Genomic DNA, 20,243 nt, shown 5'->3' on the forward strand with positions numbered 1-20,243 from the left:
ACTATGCAGTTGATAGTGTGGTCAATTTGCCGCCCAGCGGCAGGTGCAGGCGGAAGACGGTGCCGCGGCCCGGCGCGGAGGTCACGCCGATGCGCCCGCCCATCAGGGTGACGAGCTGGCGCGCGATGGCCAGGCCCATGCCGGCGCCGCCATGGGCGCGGCTCGGCGAGTCGTCGGCCTGCGAGAATTTGTCGAAGATGTCGTCCTGCCGCGCCAGCGCGATGCCGATGCCCGTATCGCGCACCTCGATCTGCAGCTCGGCGCCGCTGTGCATGACGTGCACGTCGACCCGTCCCGCGGCCGTGTAGCGGATGGCGTTGTCGAGCAGGATATCGAGCACGCGCACCAGGCGGACGCGGTCGCAATCGATGCCGGGCGGCGTGGCGGGCGCGACTTGCGCGGCCAGCTGCAAGCCCTTGTGCGCGGCGCGCGGCCGGTGCGGCGCCAGCGCCAGTTCCAGCAGCTGGTCCAGGGACGCGGCGCCCGGCGCCAGCCGCACCTGCTCGTGCTCGAGCGCGCTCAATTCCATCGCCGCCTCGACCATGGACAGCAACTGGCGGCCGCAGTCGTGTATCGTTTGCGCGTAGGCGGCTTGTTCCGGCTCGCGCAGCTGTTCCTGCAGCAGCTCGGAGAAACCGAGGATGCCGTTGAGGGGCGTGCGCAGTTCATGCGACATGTTCGACAGGAAGCGCGACTTGGCCTCGCTGGCGGCGATGGCCCTGGCGCGGCTGTCGACCAGGCGGCCGATCAGCAGCACCAGCGCGGCCCACGACAGCACGATCAGCGCGCTCGTGATGGCCGCCATCAGCAAGGCTTGGTCGCGGCGCGAAACGTAGTCGGCCAATATGGTGTCGTGGTCCAGGCCGACCAGCACGTAGAGCGGGTAGCCGGCCAGTTTTTCGAACGCATACAGGCGCAGCGTGCCGTCGACGGGACTGCGCTCCGTGAAACTGCCGCGCGCGCCGCCACGCATCAGGGCAAATACCTTGCTGTCGCCGACATCCTGGCCGATGGTATTGACGGCGCCGACCCGGCGCGCGCGCACCACGCCGTCGCTGCCGACGAGCGCGATGGAGCTGTTCTCGCCCAGGTCGACTTCATCATACAGGCGCGTAAAGTAATACGGGTCCATCGAGACCACCACGACGCCCTTGAAGCGGCCATCGGCGTGGTTGATGCGGCGCGTCATCTGGAGCGACCATTTTTTCGACACGCGGCCCAGCACCGGCTTGCTGATATACAGTTCGCCGCTGTCGCGCTGCATGTGTACCCGGATGTGCTCGCGGTCGGCCAGATTGGTCGGCTGGAAGGGGCGGCTCGACAGCACCGTGTCGCCGTGTTCGTCGATGATGCTGAACAGGTTGTACAGGGGACCTGGATTGAGGCCTTGCCGCAGGTCCGCCACGATGTCGAGGCGGTTGCCCAGCGCCTGGTAGCGGCTGCGCAGGTAGGTGGCCGCCTGGTCCGCCGCCTCGATCGTGCGGATCGCGTGCTCGTCGAAGACGCGCGCCATGCTGCGCGCATCGCGCCCGCCGGCGGCGATGGCGGCGTCGTGGGCGTGCCGCAGTTGCAGCACGGTGATGCTCCACAGCCCCGCCAGCAGGATGGCCATGAAGAGCGACAGCAGGGTGCGCGCATCCCAGCGCTCCCAGGCCACGGCCTTGCCATCTGTGTGCTGCCGCATGCCGCCTCCGCAGGATAAAGCGTTACGCGTGGATGTCCGGCGTCACCGGCGCGCGTCAATATGAATCAATTATAGCGAATATAATTGATTTTATCGAATAAAATGATTTTTATGTGGGAAGTGTTGTATCGGACGCCGGCCCGGGCGGCTGGCGTGTCAGCCAGCGCTCGACCATATCGCGCAGCTGGGCGGCCGTGAAGGGTTTGGACAGGTAATCGTCCATGCCGGCCGCCGCGCAGCGCTGCCGGTCATCCCCGGTGACGCCGGCCGTGAGGGCGATGACGGGCAGGCGCGGCGCGCCGCTGGCCGCTTCGCCGGCGCGCAGGGCCAGGCACGCCTGATAGCCGTCCATGACGGGCATCATGCAATCCATCAGCACCAGGTCGTATGGCTGCGCGGCCAGCGCCTGCAGGCCCAGCGCGCCGTTCTCCGCCGTGTCGATGCTGTAGCCGCGGCCGGCCAGCTGCAGGCACACGAGCTGGCGGTTCAGCGCCGTGTCCTCGACCAGCAGGATGCGCGCGCCCGGTTCCGGGGCAGGTGCGGGTAGGGAGGCCGCTTCTTCGCCCGGTTGCGGCGCCATGGCCGCGCCGCGCTCCTGGCCCCCGTTCATGCCTGTACACCCGTGTAGTCAAGCATGCTGCGGCGTACCTCCCGCTCCACTTCTCCGACCAGCGCGGCCGTTTCGGCCAGCCAGCACGGTGCCGCCACGCCCTGGTGGCGCACCAGCTGTTCGAGTTCCGCCAGGCGCGCCACCAGGGCGCTGGCGCCCAGCAGGGCGACGGTGCCGCGCAAGGTATGGCAGCTGTGCACGATGGCTTGCGCCGCGCCGCCGCGCACGGCCTGCTCGACGCGCGCAAGCATGGCCGGCGACGTATCGAGGTAGGTCTGCGACAGGGCGCGGAACATCTCCAGGTCGTGGCCGGTGGCGTGGAACAGCACGGCAGGATCGATGTGGCGATAGGCTGGCATGGCGGCTCCGTGACGAAGGGGGAGGCGGTGGCGACCTATGCGGCCAGGCTGTTGCGCCGGGCATGGCCGGCGCAACAGGCGCGCAGATAGCCGCGCAACTCGTCGTAATTGACGGGCTTGGCAAAGAACACCACGCCGGGCGGCACGCCGCCCCGTTCTTCCAGTTCCTCAGGCGTCAGGCTCGACAGCATGGCGATGTGCATCTCCGCCAGCAGCGGGTCGGCCAGGATGGTGCGGATCACCTCGTAGCCGTCGATGCCTTCCATGATGATGTCGGCCAGCAGGATGTCGGGCTGGTCGCGGGCGATTTCCATCAGCGCCTGGTAGCCGTTTTCGCAAAAGCGCAAGCTTGCCTGCAAGCCCCATGAACCGATCTGCTTTTCATACAACGCGCGTTCGATCGGATTGTCTTCGATGACCAGGATCGAGGGCGGGCGGCCCGATGGGGCGGGGCGGCTGGCGCGTGCCGCGCGCTGGTCCTGGCCCGGCTGGCCGGGATTGCCCTTGTACGCTTCGACGGCCGCAAGGGGAATGCGCCGGTGGCCGCCCTTGGTCTTCCAGGCTTCGATGACGCCTGCCTCGACCAGTTGCTGCACCGAAGTGACCGAGATGCCGAGGATTTCGGCAGCCTTTTGGGTAGTGCAAACGTCTGCAGTGTGCATGATGGGCTTTATGGTCGCGGATGTAGTTGAAGGGGATGATACGCAATCGTGCATAAAAAATCAATTTCAACGAATTAGATGAATTCACTAAAAACTTTGCATGTGGCGAGCCGTGGTCTGGCGCGTGCTCATGGCCGGCTGCCGACGCCGCTGCGGTCGTCAGCCAGCGCCGCGCCCGTTTGCAGGGCCGTGACGGCTTGCGACAGCGCATCGAGCGCCATCAGCAGTTCCGCATGCAGTCGGCGCAGTGCGCCGATATCGTTGGAAAAGCCTGCATGCACGGCCTGGCGCGCCAGCGCCTGCAAGGGGAGCAGGCCCATGGACTGGCTGCCGTCGAGAATTTCCTGCGCCAGCACTCTTGCCGGGGCGGTCCGCTCGCAGCGCAGCGCATGGGCGATGCCGGCGAGGCGGTCGCGCGTCTCGGCCACGAACAGGGCCAGAATCTCGCCCTGCAGGCGCCGGTCGTAGCCGAACATGGCGTCCAGGCGGGGTGCGTCGAACGGCGGCGTGTCCGGTGCCTTGGGGGCTGGCGGCGGTGCGCTGCCAGCCGCCTTCGCCTGCGGGGCCGTCTTGCGCATTTGCAGCAGCGCATGCAGATCGGACGGCGCGCCGCTGGCGGCCGGCGCGCGGCCGGCCTGGCGCCAGCGCTTGCGGCGCCAGAGCAGGGCGGCCAGCAGCAACAGCAAGCCTGCCAGCGCCAGCGCCGGGCGCATCAGCGACAGGTCTTCGCAGCGCAGGAAGGGGTGGATCGAGAGAAAGGCGTTCATGGCAGTGCTCCAGTACGGGCTATGCTAGTGATCCTGCGTGACGGCGGACCTAAAATACTTCCCAGTCGCCCGCATCGGCGGCGGCCGGGGCTGTGTTTCTGGCCTGGCCTGCGGGGCGCGTGGCGACCAGCCTGAGCGTGGCCTTGTGTTGTGCGGGCCGCCGGGCTGAAGGCGCCTGGGGCGCCGCGCCGGCTTGCCCCTGCGCCAGCTTGAAGGAGCCCACCACGCCGGCCAGGCTGGCCGCCTGCTCCTGCAGCGATTGCGATGCCGCCGCCGCTTGCTCGACCAGGGCCGCATTCTGCTGCGTGACTTCATCCATCTGCGTGATGGCGCGGTTGATTTCCTCGATGCCCGTGCTTTGCTCCACGCTGGCGGCCGAGATTTCGCTGACGATGTCGGTAACGCTGCGTACCGTGTCAACCACTTCCGTCATGCTCGCGCCGGCCTGCCGGACCAGCTTGCCGCCTTGCTGCACCTGTTGCACGGAGTCGCTGATGAGCACCTTGATTTCCTTCGCGGCCGCCGCGGAACGGTGCGCCAGGTTGCGCACTTCGGTGGCCACGACGGCAAAGCCGCGTCCCTGCTCCCCGGCGCGCGCCGCCTCCACGGCCGCATTCAGTGCCAGGATATTGGTCTGGAAGGCGATGCCGTCGATGACGCCGATGATGTCGGCGATCTTGTTGGACGAGCTGTCGATCGCTTCCATCGTGCGTATCACGTCGCCCATCACCTGGCCGCCCCGCTGCGCCTTGTCCGAGGCGCTGACGGCCATTTGCTGGGCCTGGCGGGCGTTGTCCGCATTCTGCCGCACGGTGGCCGTCAGTTCTTCCATGGCCGAGGCGGTTTCTTCCAGCGAACCGGCTTGCTGCTCCGTGCGCGCCGACAGGTCCAGGTTGCCTGCCGCGATCTCGCTTGACGCCGTGCCGATGGTATCCGTGCCGGAACGCACTTCGGCCACGATGCGCACCAGGCTCCCGCTCATGTCCGCCAGGGCCGTCATCAGCTGGCCCACCTCGTCGTTCGAGGCGGCGCGGACCTGCACGCTGAGGTCGCCGCCGGCGATGGTGCGGGCCACGCCGATGGCGCCGTCCAGCGAGGCGGCGATGCGCCGCGCCAGCAGCAGGCCCATGCCGGCCACCAGGGCCGTCACGGCCAGGGCCAGGCCGATGGCAATCCAGCGCGCGCTGGCAGCGGCGGCGGCGCCGTCGGCCGCACCCCTGGCGGCCAGGGTTTCGTTGTAGCGGTGGTGGGCGGCAAGGGCGTCGACCAGTTCCTTGATGATGGGCTGGCTTGCCATCAGCAAGTCGCGTGCCGCGCCGGGTTCGCCCGCTTTCGACAGGGCCAGCACCTTGTCGCGCAGCGTGTCGTAGCGCAGCAGTACGGCACGCTCGGCGGCCAGCAGCGCGCGGTCCTGTTCATCGGTGATGTCTTCTTTTTCATACTGGTCGAGCGCCTTGCCGACCGCCGCGCGCGCTTCCGTGATGCCCGCTTCCAGCTTGTCGCGCCCGGCGGCATCCTTGCTGGCCATGTGCTGCCAGACGGCCGTGCGCATCTGCGCGAACGGCACGAACGCCTGGTTCAAGGTCAGCAGGCTGGGAACGGTGTTGACGGTGGCATAGCTGGCCGCCGTGTACACGCGGTCCATCTGGTAGATGCCAAAGCCCGCCAGGGCGGCCAGTCCAAAGACGACGGAAAGGATCAATGCGTACAGGCGTTTAGCGATGGTCATGATGGGCGCCGCTCCAGGGAAAGTGAAAAATCACGGAAATGCTTGGTCTGTCTGTTTTTTTATTTTACGACATAAATTTGTTTTATTCGAGAAATTTGTTGTTTATTTATTTTAATCGATGTTTTTCATCAAAATCGCATGATTGTGACGGGCTGGACCGTCAGGCCGTGTATAAAAAGCCACACGGCGTGTACCTGGCCTTCTGGCGTGTGGCACGCTTTGCCGATTAGTGAAAAAATGAATTCCTTGATTGCCATCAAATACGGTGCGCAGGCGCGTGCCGCCGACTGACTCTTGTAAAGGAGCATCATGACTGCCTCTGCCCGGCCTGGACCCTTGCTTGTCATCACCGCAGTCATCTTCATCTTGCTGGGCCTGGCGCTTGCCGGCGGCGGCGCCTGGCTCGTCAGCCTTGGCGGCTCCTGGTATTACGTCGTGGCCGGCATCGGCATGCTCATCGCGGGCGCGCTCGTGTGGAAGGGGCGGCGCAGCGCCCAGCTGTTTCTCGCCCTGCTGCTGTTCGCCACCCTGATCTGGTCCGTGATCGAAGTGAAATTCGACTGGTGGCAATTGCTGCCGCGCCTCGATATCTGGTTCGCCGCCGCCGTCTGGCTGCTGCTGCCGTTCGTCGACCGCCGCCTCGATCCGCCCTTGACGGTCGGGGCGAAACCGCGCGACGCGGGCAAGAGCGCGCTGACGGCCGCCGTGCTGGTCACCGCCGCCGTGGGCGTGTTCTCCCTGTTCCAGGACTATTACACCCTGCATGGCGAAGTGCCGGCCGAAAACATGGCGGCCACGCCGCAAGGCGATTTTGCGCCCGGCGTGGCGCCCAACGACTGGGCCGCGTATGGCCGCTCCGGCTATGGCGACCGCTACGCGCCGGCCGCGCAGATCACGCCGGCCAACGCTGCGCAGCTGAAACAGGCGTGGGTCTACAACACGGGTGACTTCAAGGGCCCGAACGATCCGGGCGAGATCGCCAACGAAGTCACGCCGCTGAAGGTAAACGGCATGCTGTACCTGTGCACGCCGCATAACATCGTCATCGCGCTCGATCCGGATACGGGCAAGGAAATCTGGCGCCATGATCCGAAGATCAACCGCGACGCATCGAGCTACCAGCACATGATCTGCCGCGGCGTCGCCTACTGGGACGTCAACGCGGGCCGCGCCAAGGGCGACCCGGCACCCGAGGCGGCCGGCATGGAATGCCCGCGCCGCATCCTCGCGCCCACCATGGATGCCACCCTGATCGCCGTGAATGCCGATACGGGCGTAGCGTGCAAAAGCTTTGGCGAAAACGGCGTGATCGGCCTGTACCACGGCATGGGCATGAAGAAGCGGGGCTTTTTGATGCCGACGTCGCCGCCGGCCGTGGCGCAGAACGTGGTGGTGATGGCCGCCAGCGTGACCGACAATTTTTCCACGGAAGAGCCGTCCGGCGTGATCCGCGGCTACGATCCCGTCACCGGCAAGCTGATGTGGAACTGGGATGCCTCGAACCCCGACGACACGGCGCCGATTGCCGACGGCAAGACGTACACCAACAACTCGCCCAATTCCTGGGGCGTGTCCAGCGTCGATGAAAAGCTGGGCATGGTGTACATTCCGATGGGCAATGAAACACCGGACACGTGGGGCGGCAACCGCAATCCCCATGGCGAGAAATACAATAGCGCCATCGTCGCGCTGGATCTGGCGACGGGCAAGGTACGCTGGGTGTACCAGACCGTGCACCACGATATCTGGGACATGGATATCGGCGGCCAGCCCACCCTGGTCGATATCGACACGCCGAAAGGTAAAGTGCCGTCCGTCGTGGCCACGACCAAGCGGGGCGATATCTATGTAATCGACCGCCGCGATGGCAGTCTGGTGGTGCCGGCACCGGAAAAACCCGTGCCGACGAACAACCCGGCGCCCGGCGACCGCCTGTCGCCCACGCAGCCGTTTTCGGCCCTCACTTTCTTGCCCGAGAAAAACATCAGCGAAACGGATATGTGGGGTACGACGCCGTTCGATCAGCTGGCGTGCCGCATCATCTTCCGCCAGCACCGCTATGAAGGGCCGTTCACGCCGCAAACGGTGGCCGAAGGCAAGATCAAGGGCGCCATCATCTCGCCGGGCCCGCTCGGCATCTTCGAGTGGGGCGGGGCGGCCGTCGACCCCGTGCGTCAATTGCTGCTGGTGAACCCCGACTACATGGGCTTCCTGGAACGCCTGGTGCCGCGCGCGCAAGCCAACGCGAAGGGCGGCACGGGCTCGGAAATGGGCTTGCAGCCGCAGACGGGCGTGCCGTTTGCCGTGGAAATCAAGCCTTTTCTTTCGCCGCTGGGCTTCCCATGCCAGGCGCCGCCATGGGGCTATATCGCCGCCGTCGACTTGCGCACCATGAAAAAAGTGTGGATGCACAAGAACGGCACCACGCGCGACAGCGCCCCCGTGCCCATCGCCTTGCCGCTGGGCGTGCCCAGCCTGGGCGGCATCAGCACCACGGGCGGCGGCGTGGCCTTCCTCAGCAGCACGCTCGACTACTATATCCGCGGCTACGACGTGCGCAATGGCAAGACCGTATGGAAAGCCCGCCTGCCAGCCGGCGGCCAGGCCACGCCGATGAGTTACGTGTCAGACAAGACGGGCAAGCAATATGTCGTCGTCATGGCCGGCGGCCACGGTTCGCTGGGGACGAAGATGGGCGATAGCCTGGTGGCGTTTGCCTTGCCGGATGAGGCGGTGGAGAAGAAAAAGTAAAGGGCTTAATGTGCATGCTGCGGGATGCTTGGAGCCCACAGGCAAAGAGCTGGGGTCAGACCCCACGGGTCTGACCCCAGATTTTATTGCGCTGCCAATCCCAGTTTCAGTCCCACCAGCTTGCCCGGCGCGGCCTCCGTTTTTTCCGGCGCACCCGCGCTGACCCTGGCCGCAGGCGTGCCGTCCTGTTGCAGGGCGGCCAGAATCGCCGCGCTGCGCTGGGTGCCCAGCTTGCTCAAGGCGTCGGCTGGCAGCGGTTGCTTGGCTTCCAGTTGCTCGCGCAAGCCGTTGTAGAAGGCGCCCGTGTCGGCCACTTGCGGCTCGCCTTCGATCAGCTTGCCCAGGCGTTGGAATACGGGGATTTTTGCCGGAGCCGATGCGGCAGCTGATGCCGACGCTGCTACGGGCGCCGCCGATTCCGCCGCCTTTTTCTGCTTGTCCAGCTCGGCCTTGCCGAAGCGCTCGCCGTACAGGTCGCGCAGGGCTCCCCGTATCTTGCGTTCGCCCAGGTTCAACGGTCCCGGTTCCTCGCCCGCTTCCAGCTTGATGCCGGCCTTGGCGGCGATGGCGCGGCGCACGGCTTGGGCGCGCAGGGCGGCCCCGTCCGTGTCGCTGTACTGGCCCGGCACGGCCAGCCTCAGCTGTTCGCGCTTGGCGAGGATTTGCGCCACTTGCTTGAGCTTTTCCCGCTCGGGCGGCAGCAGCACGGCGCTGCCCGCATCGAAATCGATAGCTTCGAGCTTGTCGGCGCTGATGCCAAGCAAGTTGCCCAGCGCGCGGAACGGCGCCGTGACGATTTTCGTCAGCACATTGCCCACGGCTTTCCAGATCAGGGCGCCATAGCTGAATTGCGGGTCATTCATGTCGCCCGACACGGGCAAGCCCAGGTCGATGCGCCCGTCGCTATCCTTGAGGATGGCCAGCGCCAGTTCCAATGGCAGTTTCAAGGCGTCCGGGCTGTCGATGCGCTCGCCCAGGGTCAGTTTGTCGAGCACGATCTGGTTGGTGCCGTCGAGCTGGCGGTTGCGCACCTTGTATTGCAAGTCCAGCGAAATCTTGCCTTCGGCCACCTTGTAGCCGGCGAACTTCATCGTGTACGGCGAGGCGGAGACCATGTCGACGTTCTTGAAGACGACGTTCAAGTCCGTGTTGTCGGTCGGGGCGAACGGGTTCAGCTGTCCACGCACGCGGGCCAGGCCGAACTCGTCGATGCGGCCGTCGAGTTCGATCTGGCTGCGCGCATCGCGTTTCGTCGACAGGCCCGTGACGACGCCATTGAGTTCATAGATCTTGGCGGCGAACTGGGGCCGCAAGCTGAGGTCGGCAAAGTCCAGCTTGGCGTTTTGCAGGCGTACCCGGCGCACGCGCACGGGGAAGGCGGCGTCGGCCGTCGGCGTGGCGGCGGCAGGCGCCGGAGCGGTGGCAGGCTCGGGCGCCTTCACCAGCAGGCGCTGCGCGTTCAGGCTGCGGTCATTTTCGATGATCAGCTGGGCGTTCGGTTCCACCACGCGCAGCTCGGGGATGTCGATAAAATCCGGGCCCACGCTGGCCGTCAGCTTGTCGGCGCGCACGCTTTTCCACGAGGCGAAACGCTTGCCATCCGTTTCATTGAGCACGAGGCCGGCAATATCGACGCCGCCCACATAGCGGACCTTGGGCGCTTTCGGCGCGCCGCCGCCCGTCGTCAGGCGGCCACTGCCGGAGAGCGACCCGCTTGCCAGTTTCAGTTTGATATGCTGCGCCAGCAACGGTTGCACGGGCGCCAGGGTCAGCTGCTTCAAATTCAGCTGCGCATCGACGGCGCCCGTGCCCGGCACGAACTTGCCATTGGCCGTCAATAGGCCGCCTTCGCGCAGGCCTACGCCCAGCTCGAACGGCAGCGCCTGTTTCATGTCGTTGCTGACGTTGTGCAGGGACAAACGGGCATCTTGCAAGTTGCCCTTGATGCCCGTGCCCGCGTCATCGAAACGGGCGCCGAACTTGCTCAGTTCTACCTTGTCTATCTTGGTGGACCAGGGCGCGGATGGTGCATCCTTGCCCGCGTCGGTTTTGCTGGAGGCAAACACGGGCAGCTTTTGCGCAATCGCAAATTCTCCCTGGCGGTTGCGCGCCAGGTCGATCTGCGCGCCGCTGGCTGTCACGGCGCCCAGGTGCACGGTATGCGCCGCCAGGTCGATCTTGCCTTCGGTAAAGCCCAGTTTCTGCAGCTTGAACGGCGTTTGCGCGCCCCGTTGCATGGCCAGATCGGCCAGGGCAAAGCTGGCGTTGTCGACCAGCACGCTGTTTCCTGCTTGCCCTTGCTGCAAGCCCAGCTGCAGCTGCAGTTGCAACTGTTTCGCGCTCAATTGCAGGGCCGGCGAGACGGTTTCATCGATGGCGGACACATCCACATTGGCCAGCGCCAGCTGCTTCAAGTCCACCTTCCACTTGCCAGGCTTGGCTGGTGCGGCGGGTGCGGCGGTGGCCGATGCGGCTGGTGCGGGATTACCCGGCAGCATCAGGTTCGCCACGTCGATCTCGCCCTTGCTGTCGCGCCGCACGGCCACCTTGCCGCCGACCAGATTGACTTTATCCACGGTGACCTTCTGGCGCGCCAGGTCGACGTTCACGCCGGCAATGCCCAGGGTATCCAGCGACGTAAATGGCGCGCTCTTGCCACTTTGCACCAGCGCCAGGTCGCACAAGGCCAGGCCCGCGCCTTTGACGGTCGCTTCCAGCTTGCCGTCGGCATAGGAAAAGGCGTAGGGCAGGCGCGCCGACAGCTTGCCGCTGGTCACTAGCGCGCGTGTATAAGCTTTCAAATACGCGGCCAGGCCGGGCAGGGAAGCGTCGTTGAGTATCAGTTCACCTTCGCCACGGATCGGGCTGAGCGATGCCGTGCCGCGCCAGTGCAGCTTGCCGCCACGTGCCGCGTCGGCGCTGAGGCTGTAGCTGCCGTTGGCGTCGGGCAGGGTGGAGATATTGTCGAGCGTAAAGTTGATGGGCGTGAAGTTGTCCGCATAGCCCGCCTTCTCGTCGTGCCAGTCCACTTTGCCTTGTTCCAGCGCGAAGTGGGCGATGACGAGGCGCGGCATGCCACCTTCGCTTTTTTCCGGATGCTTGCGTTGCCAGGTGGCCAGCACTTCGGCCAGGTTGAACTTGCCGTCCGGCGTGATCGTCAGCTGGGCTTGCGGGGCCGTGATGCGGATTTCCGCCAGGCTCCAGGCGCGGCGCACGATGGATTTCCATTCCAGCTGCACGGCCAGGGCGCCGATGGACAGCAGCGGCGCATTGTTTGCACCGGGCGCTTCCTTGAAAGCGATCTGGTCCGCTTCCAGGCGCAAGGTAAACGGGTTGAAGCGCACGTCGCCTATGCTGGCCTGGCGCGCGAGTTCTTTTTCTGCAAATTTAGGCAGCTGGTTTTTGATGACGTAGGGCACCAGCCAGAAGCCGGCCGCGCTGTAGGCGGCCAGGGCGCAGCCTGTGCCGACGGCCCAGCGCTGCCAGCGTTTCCAGCGAAATGTTTTCGTCTGCACGCTTTTGTTGTCGATTGTGTTCACGAACTTACCTTTTGATCTTGTTAGATGGCACGTCTTGCGCGCCGTGACTGTCAGTATGCCTCTTTGCGGCCTCGTCTGCAAAATCCAAACGTGTTCAAGTGATAACAGGCGCCTAAGGGAGCTAGTTTCTTCTATAAAACTCACACAAACTCACTCTTACTTGATAATGATTCTCATTATCGGTATCATGTCCGCTAACCGTAAGTTCTCATTCGCACCATTTTCTCATTGAAAGCCTGATGTCATGCCTGTCGTCACTCCCCGCACCCGCTTACTTCCAGTCGCCGCAGCCCTGTCGCTGGCCTTCGCTTCCCACGCCGTGCTGGCGGCCAATGGGGCCGGCGGCCAGGACGAGCCGACGGCTGGCGATGAGAAAGTCATGCAAGCCGTGCAAGTGACGGGCGCCCGCGCGCAAGGACTGGTGCCGCTGACCACGGAGGCGGGCAGTTTCCGTGGCGCCAGCATCATGGACGTGCCGTCGACCGTCAACGTGATCACGCGCGAATTGCTGGAGCAGCAAGCCGTGTCCGGCCTGTATGACGCCGTGCGTAACACGGCTGGGGTAACGCGCCAGCAAAACGGCGGCGAGACGTGGGATCAGCTGGTGATACGCGGCATTGCCGTGGAAAACCGCACGAATTACCGCCTCAACGGTTCCATGCCCATCATGAACTTCTCGCAAGTACCCATGGAAAACAAGGAAAGGGTGGAAGTGCTGAAGGGCGCCTCGGCCCTGTACTACGGTTTTACATCGCCGGCCGGCGTCGTCAATTTCGTCACCAAGCGGGCCGGCAGCCAGCCCGTCACGAGCATGGGCTTGAGCCTCGATGACCGTGGCAGTGCCGTGGCGAACGTCGACGTGGCGCGCCGCTTTGGCGCGCAACAGGAATTCGGCGTGCGCGTGAATGCGGCCGGCGGCACCCTCGGTTCCTACCTCGATCATGTCGGCAACGGCAACCGCCGCTTCCTTTCCACGGCACTCGACTGGAGAGTAACGAACAAATTGCTGCTCAAGGCCGACCTGGAATACGAGCGCCGCAGAGTGACGGAGCAGGCGGGCGTGGCCTTGCCCACGGCCGTCAAAGGCGTGATCCGCTTGCCGCGCGCCGTCGATCCGCGCAAGCTGATTGGCCCGGACTGGTCGAACTTCGAAGCGCAAACGAAAAACGCGCAATTGCGCGCCGACTACGCCATCACCGATGGCTGGGCCTTGACGGTGGAGGCGGGCCACTCGGAAACGGCGCGCGACCGCCGTCTGGCCATCTTCCGCCTGAACAACGCGGCCGCGCTGGCCACGGGCGCGGGCCGCATCACGGGCAATATCCAGCACAGCGTGATGGCGTCGGATTTGCTGCGCGCGGAACTGGCCGGCAATTTTAATACGGGCTTCATTGTCCACGAACTGACCCTGGGCGCCTCGCGCACGGACAAGTCGCAAGATGCTATCTACCAGAGCAATTACACGATCGCCTCGCAAAACCTGTACAACCCCGTCCCCGTGACGAATGTCGTGTTCGGTCCCAAGCCGACGGCGCCCACGACGGCCGCCTTGGATACGCGCGACACTGGACTGTACGCGCTCGACCGCATGGTTTTCAGCCAGCAATGGCAAAGCGTCATCGGCGTGCGCCGCAGCAGCTATCAAAGCGACCAGGGCGCCAGCCACTACGACGTCAGCAAGACGACGCCGATGGCCTCCTTGATCTACAAGGCCACGCCCGAGCTGTCGTTCTATGCATCCACGGCGCGCGGGCTGGAAGAGGGCGAGACGGGCCCGACGGGCACCGTCAACCAGGGCGTCAAGATGGCGCCCGGCGTGAGTAAACAAAAGGAGCTGGGCGCGCGCTGGTTGACGCCAAGCGGCACCTTGCTCTCCGCCGCCTTGTTCGACATCACGCGCCCCGGCTACTACACGAATGCCGGCAATGTGTTCACGTCGGACGGTGAACAGCGCTACCGTGGCCTGGAACTGTCGACCCAGGGCAAGCTGACGCGCCAGCTGTCGTGGCAGACGTCGGCCCAGTTCCTCGACCCTCGCTTTGCGCACATCAACGCCGACTACAACGGCAAGGCGCCGGAAAACGCGTCGAAACGCACGGCCAGCGCCTTTCTCGCCTACGCGTTCGACGCCGTGCCGGGCCTGTCCGTCAACGGCGGCGCGTATTACTACAGCGCTCGTCCCGTCAACGACCTGAACCAGGCCTTCTTAGGTGGCGTGAGCCTGTTCAGCGCCGGCGCCCGCTATGCGAACCGCGTGCTGGACAAGGCCGTCGTGTGGCAGCTGAACGTGGAAAATGCGGCCGACAAGCGCTACTGGGCTGGCGCCGGTACGCGTTTGGCCTCCGGTGCCCCGCGCGCCATCAAGCTGTCGATGAAGGTGGATCTGTAAGGCTTGACTTGCGCGCTGTCCACGGGTGATCGGCGCTGATACAATGTTGCCATGTTCATCAGCAAAGGCAAGGCCAGCATCGTCTTGTGGATCGCGTGTATCGCCATCTTCCTGGCCACGCTCGCCCCTACGGTGTCGCGCGCGCTGACGGTCGCCAGCGGCCTGGCCGTGCCCAGCCTGGAAATCTGCTCGGTGGCGGGCGGCATGAATATGCTGTCCACAACATTCTCCACGGATACGGCCGATACCTCCAAGGGCAGCCTGCGCATGGGTGATTGCCCGTGCTGCAGCATGCATGCGGCAGCCCTGGATATTCCCACAAAGACTCTCGTGCTTGCTTCCGGCGAGCTCATCACGGGCTTGCTGCCCCTGCTGTTTTACCAATCCGCCACGCCCTTGTTCGCCTGGACACCCGTCCAGCCCCGCGGCCCGCCCGCCGCTTTCTGATTTTTTCATTTCCCGTGTGAATGGCTTTTTTGCCGCGCCGATTGTGCGCGCGCCGCCGTTCGCCTTGTCTACTCAGAATGTGAAAGCAGCATCATGAAACATTTACCAATATTGATTTCCCTCGCCATCGCCATGCCCGCCGTGGCGCAAACGCGCACTGAACAGGTACTGCCTGAAATGAAAGTCATCGTCACGGCGATTGGCGACGGCTACCGTCCCGCCGCCGACACGGCCCTGATGCTCAGCAGCACACCCGGCTACAGCGTGGCGGCAGGCGGCGGCGTATCCGGCTTGCCTGTCGTGAATGGCTTTGCCGATGATCGCATCAAGATCCGCATCGACGGCATGGAATTGACGTCGGCCTGCGCCAATCACATGAATGCGCCGCTGTCGTATGTCGATCCGCAGCAGGTGCAGCGCATCAAGTTGATCGCGGGCGTGACACCCGTCAGCGCGGGCGGTGACAGCATCGCTGGCACCATCGAGGTGCAATCGAACGCCCCCGTGTTCGCCCAGCCCGGTGCGGGCCTGCTGACGCAAGGCAGCTTTGCCGTGTCGGGCCGCAGCGTCAACAACAGCGTGGCGACCAGCGTGAACGCCTCGGCCGCCAGCGACGTGCTCAGCATCGGCTACAGCGGCGCTTACGCGCGCGGCCACAGCTATGAAGATGGTCACGGCAATAAAGTGCTGGCCAGCATGTATGAAAGCATCAACCAGTCCATCGTGCTGGCGGCCAAGCGCGATGGCCAGCAGCTGACCCTGCGCGCCGGCGTGCAGCACATTCCGTATCAGGGCTTCCCCAACCAGTACATGGACATGACGGATAACCATGGCCAGTTCGCCAATCTCGCCTACAAAGGCGAATTCGGCTGGGGCGTGCTCGACGCGCGCGCCTACTGGCAGCAGACGGACCATGAAATGGGCTTTTTCTCGCCCGAGCGCAAGGGTTCGATGCCGATGATTACGCATGGACGCAATACTGGCTATGCGCTGATGGCCAGCCTGCCCATGAGCGCGGGCGAGTTGCGCCTGGGCCAGGAGTGGCATGGCTTCCGCCTCGACGATTACTGGCCGGCCGTGCCCGGTTCCATGATGATGGGGCCGCGCACCTATCTGAACATCAACGATGGCAAGCGCGACCGCACCGTGCTGTTTGGCGAGCTGGAAACGCGCCATGATGCGCGCTGGACGAGCGTGCTGGGCTTGCGCGGCGAATCCGTGCGCATGGATGCGGGCGACGTGCAATCGTACGGCACCAATATGATGAACATGCCGGACCTGATGGCCGCCAAGGCCTTCAATGCGCGCAGCCGCAGCCAGCGCGACACGAATATCGATGCTTCGGCGCAAGCTACCTTCACGCCGGATCTTGCCAGCAGCTATGAATTCGCGCTGGCGCGCAAGGTGCGCTCGCCCAACCTGTACGAGCGCTATTCCTGGGGCCGCGGCTCGATGGCCATGACCATGACCAACTGGTTTGGCGACGGCAACGGCTATGTGGGCGATATCGACCTGAAACCCGAGACGGCTTATACGGCGGCATTCACGGCCGACTGGCATGGCGGCGGCGAGGAGGGCTGGTTCCTGCGCGTCAATCCCTATTACAGCAAGGTCGACAATTACATCGACGTCGACGTGCTGGCGTCTTTCCATCCGTACATGAAAATGGGTGCCAACGGCAACTTGCTGCGCTTTGCCAACCACGACGCCAAGTTGTATGGCGCCAATGTGGCGTGGCAGTTGCCGCTGGCCAGCAGCGCGCGCTGGGGCCGCTTCATGGCGACGGGCAATGCCGCTTACACGCGGGGCAAGCGCAGCGATGGCGGCGACCTGTACCGCATGATGCCGTTCAACGCCTTGCTGGCCGTCGAGCACAAGCTGGGGTCCTGGAGCAGCCGCATCGAAACGAAGATCGTGGTCCGCAAGGACAAGGTCGATGCGCGCCGCTTCGAACCGGAAACGGGCGGTTACGCGCTCGTCAACCTGCGCAGCAGCGTGGCATTGAACAAGATGGCCAGCCTGAGCGCCGGTGTCAGCAACCTGTTCAACCGCGCGTATGCGGACCCGCTCGGTGGCGTGTATCTGTCGGGCTTGAAGGCGAACGGCGGCGCGCTGCAAGCCTTGCCGGCCGAGGGCCGGTCGATTGATCTGGGGCTGCAGCTGACGTTCTAAGCGCAATGGCGCCTTCCAGCTGCCGTTGCGGCAGGTGGAAGGCGCCTGCCGAACTCACCGCATAGGCGAAAGCCAGGTGGTCGTGACAATGTGCGTATGTTTCTTCTTGGTAATTTGTTATGCTGCATGGCGTCCTGTTGCCGGCATGTGCCGTCCAGGTGCGATAGCGAGGTCTGTGCGGGTAGGAAGCTGGCTCCGTGCCGTGTGAACCATAAGGAGATAAGTATTTTTCCCCGCAAACTGCTTGGCGAAGATGCCGCCGCCATCGTGCTGTCCCTGACTGTTGTCGCGTATGTGGTATCGCTGTTCTTGACGGCAATCGTGCACTCCCACGAAGTCTTGCTGGGTGGGGGCGTATTATTGCTCGGCTGGTTAGGGCCGTTGGCTGGCAGTTTTGCCTGGTTTGCCAATCCGCTGCTTATTTTTGCCATGTACTTCTCGAAAGACAAGCCCAGTGCCGCCAAGCTGGCCGCCTTTTTTGGCTTTGCGCTGGCACTGACAGCCTTTGGCATCAAGACAATTCCTAGTGATAATGGTTCCTATGAAGTGCTGGGATTCGGTGCCGGATGCTATCTTTGGCTGGCCTGTTTTCCAGCCGTGTTCATCGCATCGTTCTTGAGCAGCAGAAAATCCAGGGCTCCTGCCCCTGGCGACTAGCCTGTTTTTTTTCTGTCGCGGCATCACAGATGATCTGTGGTCATCCATCGCCTGAGCAAGCATCGTTTGCCAGCGGCGTCAGGATGCGGTCTAATCATGGCTTCTTCCTTGACGAGCTTGCCATGCTGCCCACTTCCGCCATCTCCGCGCTGCGCGAAAAATTTCCCCTGATTACAGAATTGATGGCCTTGCAGCCCTTGAGCTGGTTCAATCCCGCCATCGCACCCGCTGCCGAGGCCTTGAATGACGTGGGCTTGACGGCGGCTGACGTGGCCGACGCCAGCGCGCGCCTGGCACGCTTTGCGCCCTATCTGGCCAAGGCCTTTCCGGAAACGCAGGCCAGCGGCGGCATCATCGAGTCGCCCGTCGTGCCGCTGCCGGCCATGCAGGCGGCGCTGGGCTTGGCATCAAGCATGACGAGCGGTCAGCTATGGCTCAAGCAGGATAGCCATTTGCCCATTTCCGGCTCGATCAAGGCGCGTGGCGGCATCTATGAAGTGCTGAAACATGCGGAAACGCTGGCGCTGGACGCCGGTTTGCTGAAGGAGGGCGATGATTACAGCCTGCTGGCCAGCGACGCCGTGCGGGCCTTCTTTGGCCAGTATGCGATCGCCGTGGGCTCCACGGGCAATCTCGGCTTGTCGATCGGCATCATGAGCGCGCGCCTGGGCTTTCGCGCCACGGTGCACATGTCGGCCGACGCGCGCCAGTGGAAGAAGGATAATTTGCGCAGCCATGGCGTCACCGTCGTCGAATACGCGACCGACTACAGCGTGGCCGTGGAAGCGGGGCGCAAACAGGCGGAAAACGATCCGACCTGCCACTTCGTCGACGATGAAAACTCGCACGATCTGTTCCTCGGCTATGCGGTGGCGGGCCAGCGGCTGAAAGTACAATTTGCGGCGGCTGGCGTCACGGTCGATGCGGACCACCCGCTGTTCGTCTACCTGCCGTGCGGCGTGGGCGGCGGCCCCGGCGGCGTTGCCTTCGGCTTGAAGCTGGCCTTTGGCGACGATGTTCACTGTGTGTTCGTCGAGCCAACCCACTCGCCGTGCATGCTGCTGGGCGTGCACACGGGCTTGCACGATAGCATCAGCGTGCAGGAAATCGGCATCGACAACCTGACGGCTGCCGATGGCCTGGCCGTGGGACGCCCGTCCGGCTTCGTCGGGCGCGCCATGCAGCGGTTGATCGACGGCTACGCCACCGTCACGGATGAAGAACTGTACCGCTTGCTGGCGACGCTGGAGCAAACGGAGCAGCTGCGCCTGGAACCGTCCGCCGTGGCCGGTTTCGCCGGCATCAAGCCCGTGCTGGCCGCGCCGCAATATCAACCGAATCTGGCCCAGGCCACGCATCTGGTGTGGGGCACGGGCGGCAGCATGGTGCCGCAGGCGGAAATGGACGCCTACGTGGCGCGTGGCCGCGCGCTGCTGGCGGCCGGAGCCGCCTGATGCCGGCCGGCGCGGCGCTCACGACAACGCTGACGGCCAGCCAGTTCGCCAACCTGCATACCTTTCTCGTGGCGGCGCGCCATGCCAGCTTTGCGCTGGCCGCGCAGGAACTGGCGCTCACGCCCAGCGCCGTCAGCCATCGCATCGCGCGGCTGGAAAGCAGCCTGGGCTTGCGGCTGTTCGAGCGCCTGACACGGCAAGTCAAGCTGACGGCCGACGGCGAACGCATCTTTGCCGCGCTGCAAATCGGCTGGGACAGCCTGCACGCGGCCCTGGCCGCCGGCGACACGCTCACGGGCAGCCTCATCGTGCATGCGCGCCCGTCCATCGCCCAATGCTGGCTGGTGCCGCGCCTGGCAGGTTTTACGGCGCAATATCCGGACGTGTCGATGGACTTGCGCGTGGGCAACGATAGCGTGGACTTTCGCGCCGGCCAGGTCGACCTGGCCTTGCACTATGGCGACGGCCATTTCCCCGGCCTGGCCTCGCGCAAGCTGATGGAGGAATGGCTGGCGCCCGTCTGCAGTCCCGACTATGCGCGCGAGCACGGCTTGCTGGATGCGCCACACAACTTGCCCGGCGCGACGGTACTGCACGACACCCTGGCCTGGCCCGCCTGCGCGCCCGATGCCGAGTGGCGGCTGTGGCTGGACGCGCAGGCGCCCGAGGTGAGCTTGCCCGCGCGCAGCCTGCGCTTCGACCGCGCCGACCTGTGCGCGCAGGCGGCCATCCACCACGCGGGCGTGGCCATGGGCCGGCGCCAGCTGGTGCAGCCGTGGTTGGATAGTGACCAGCTGGTTTTGCCGTTCGGCGATTTTTCCTTTGCCAGCCCGCAGGCGTACTACCTCGTGCATGCCGCCCGGCCACTTCCGGCGAGAGTGCAGGCGCTGCTGGACTGGCTGATGGGGCAGGTTTCAGTTAGTCGCTGAAACGCGTTACATAGTTTTTAGCCATTTCACTAATACTCGTGAACTTAAGCTAGCCCAAGCGCCACTACTTTCTCAAATGATGGCTTGTGCCGAT

The 20,243-nt window shown here is 64.6% G+C and carries 14 protein-coding genes; 7 read left to right on the forward strand and 7 right to left on the reverse strand.

The annotated features are described in order from the left end of the window. Nucleotide 1 precedes the first annotated feature (1 nt). From FG13_RS03425 to FG13_RS31145, 6 genes are all read right to left on the reverse strand, one after another. A complete protein-coding gene (locus FG13_RS03425) occupies nucleotides 2-1,684 on the reverse strand; it encodes a sensor histidine kinase (RefSeq protein WP_051958445.1) in 1,683 nt (560 codons plus the stop codon). A 109-nt stretch (nucleotides 1,685-1,793) separates the two neighbouring features. Further along, nucleotides 1,794-2,294 carry a response regulator gene (locus FG13_RS03430; protein ID WP_035818412.1) on the reverse strand — a complete coding sequence of 167 codons (501 nt, stop codon included), beginning with the start codon at nucleotides 2,292-2,294 and terminating at the stop codon, nucleotides 1,794-1,796. Further along, on the reverse strand, nucleotides 2,291-2,653 hold the full coding sequence (locus FG13_RS03435; RefSeq protein WP_051958446.1) for an Hpt domain-containing protein: 363 nt from the start codon (nucleotides 2,651-2,653) through the stop codon (nucleotides 2,291-2,293). The genes FG13_RS03430 and FG13_RS03435 overlap by 4 nt, the downstream gene beginning before the upstream one ends. Nucleotides 2,654-2,688: 35 nt before the next feature. Beyond that, complete coding sequence (locus tag FG13_RS03440) at nucleotides 2,689-3,315, reverse strand: response regulator (RefSeq protein WP_035818414.1); 627 nt, start codon at nucleotides 3,313-3,315, stop codon at nucleotides 2,689-2,691. Between the two features lie 128 nt (nucleotides 3,316-3,443). Next, complete coding sequence (locus tag FG13_RS03445; protein WP_035818416.1) at nucleotides 3,444-4,082, reverse strand: Hpt domain-containing protein; 639 nt, start codon at nucleotides 4,080-4,082, stop codon at nucleotides 3,444-3,446. Between the two features lie 49 nt (nucleotides 4,083-4,131). After that, complete coding sequence (locus FG13_RS31145; protein ID WP_081922401.1) at nucleotides 4,132-5,811, reverse strand: methyl-accepting chemotaxis protein; 1,680 nt, start codon at nucleotides 5,809-5,811, stop codon at nucleotides 4,132-4,134. A gap of 309 nt (nucleotides 5,812-6,120) precedes the next feature. On the opposite strand from FG13_RS31145, the gene FG13_RS03460 reads away from it, so the two are divergent. Further along, nucleotides 6,121-8,562 carry a membrane-bound PQQ-dependent dehydrogenase, glucose/quinate/shikimate family gene (locus FG13_RS03460; protein ID WP_035818420.1) on the forward strand — a complete coding sequence of 814 codons (2,442 nt, stop codon included), beginning with the start codon at nucleotides 6,121-6,123 and terminating at the stop codon, nucleotides 8,560-8,562. 83 nt (nucleotides 8,563-8,645) lie between these two features. Here the strand turns inward: FG13_RS03460 and FG13_RS03465 are convergent, their stop codons facing one another. Then, a complete protein-coding gene (locus tag FG13_RS03465) occupies nucleotides 8,646-12,101 on the reverse strand; it encodes a DUF748 domain-containing protein (protein ID WP_235211654.1) in 3,456 nt (1,151 codons plus the stop codon). Nucleotides 12,102-12,345: 244 nt separating this feature from the next. Between FG13_RS03465 and FG13_RS03470 the strand changes: the two genes are divergently transcribed. The 6 genes from FG13_RS03470 to dsdC all read left to right on the forward strand — a co-directional run bounded on the left by FG13_RS03470 (nucleotide 12,346) and on the right by dsdC (nucleotide 20,149). Beyond that, a complete protein-coding gene (locus FG13_RS03470) occupies nucleotides 12,346-14,490 on the forward strand; it encodes a TonB-dependent siderophore receptor (RefSeq protein ID WP_035818421.1) in 2,145 nt (714 codons plus the stop codon). A gap of 51 nt (nucleotides 14,491-14,541) precedes the next feature. Continuing rightward, nucleotides 14,542-14,937, forward strand: a complete 396-nt coding sequence (locus FG13_RS03475; protein ID WP_051958448.1) for a DUF2946 domain-containing protein — start codon at nucleotides 14,542-14,544, stop codon at nucleotides 14,935-14,937. A 93-nt stretch (nucleotides 14,938-15,030) separates the two neighbouring features. Beyond that, entirely contained in the window at nucleotides 15,031-17,109 is a 2,079-nt protein-coding gene (locus FG13_RS03480) for a TonB-dependent receptor (RefSeq protein ID WP_035818424.1), read from the forward strand. 204 nt (nucleotides 17,110-17,313) lie between these two features. After that, nucleotides 17,314-17,766 carry a hypothetical protein gene (locus FG13_RS28715; RefSeq protein WP_051958450.1) on the forward strand — a complete coding sequence of 151 codons (453 nt, stop codon included), beginning with the start codon at nucleotides 17,314-17,316 and terminating at the stop codon, nucleotides 17,764-17,766. Between the two features lie 122 nt (nucleotides 17,767-17,888). Next, nucleotides 17,889-19,220, forward strand: a complete 1,332-nt coding sequence (locus FG13_RS03490; RefSeq protein WP_035818427.1) for a D-serine ammonia-lyase — start codon at nucleotides 17,889-17,891, stop codon at nucleotides 19,218-19,220. Then, nucleotides 19,220-20,149 (forward strand): DNA-binding transcriptional regulator DsdC, encoded by a 930-nt coding sequence (gene dsdC, locus FG13_RS03495; RefSeq protein WP_035818430.1) that lies wholly within the window; start codon nucleotides 19,220-19,222, stop codon nucleotides 20,147-20,149. Before FG13_RS03490 ends, dsdC begins: the two co-directional genes overlap by 1 nt. The last annotated feature ends 94 nt before the right edge of the window (nucleotides 20,150-20,243 follow it).

It is taken from the genome of Janthinobacterium sp. RA13, from assembly GCF_000745325.1.
Lineage (GTDB): Bacteria > Pseudomonadota > Gammaproteobacteria > Burkholderiales > Burkholderiaceae_D > Janthinobacterium > Janthinobacterium rivuli.

Coding starts and splice junctions, on each gene's coding strand:
- FG13_RS31145 (WP_081922401.1), bottom strand. CDS start 5,811: ATGACCATCGCTAAACGCCTGTACGCATTGATCCTTTCCGTCGTCTTT.
- FG13_RS03425 (WP_051958445.1), bottom strand. CDS start 1,684: ATGCGGCAGCACACAGATGGCAAGGCCGTGGCCTGGGAGCGCTGGGAT.
- FG13_RS03470 (WP_035818421.1), top strand. CDS start 12,346: ATGCCTGTCGTCACTCCCCGCACCCGCTTACTTCCAGTCGCCGCAGCC.
- FG13_RS03460 (WP_035818420.1), top strand. CDS start 6,121: ATGACTGCCTCTGCCCGGCCTGGACCCTTGCTTGTCATCACCGCAGTC.
- FG13_RS03490 (WP_035818427.1), top strand. CDS start 17,889: ATGCTGCCCACTTCCGCCATCTCCGCGCTGCGCGAAAAATTTCCCCTG.
- FG13_RS03475 (WP_051958448.1), top strand. CDS start 14,542: ATGTTCATCAGCAAAGGCAAGGCCAGCATCGTCTTGTGGATCGCGTGT.
- dsdC (WP_035818430.1), top strand. CDS start 19,220: ATGCCGGCCGGCGCGGCGCTCACGACAACGCTGACGGCCAGCCAGTTC.
- FG13_RS03445 (WP_035818416.1), bottom strand. CDS start 4,082: ATGAACGCCTTTCTCTCGATCCACCCCTTCCTGCGCTGCGAAGACCTG.
- FG13_RS03435 (WP_051958446.1), bottom strand. CDS start 2,653: ATGCCAGCCTATCGCCACATCGATCCTGCCGTGCTGTTCCACGCCACC.
- FG13_RS03430 (WP_035818412.1), bottom strand. CDS start 2,294: ATGAACGGGGGCCAGGAGCGCGGCGCGGCCATGGCGCCGCAACCGGGC.
- FG13_RS03480 (WP_035818424.1), top strand. CDS start 15,031: ATGAAACATTTACCAATATTGATTTCCCTCGCCATCGCCATGCCCGCC.
- FG13_RS03440 (WP_035818414.1), bottom strand. CDS start 3,315: ATGCACACTGCAGACGTTTGCACTACCCAAAAGGCTGCCGAAATCCTC.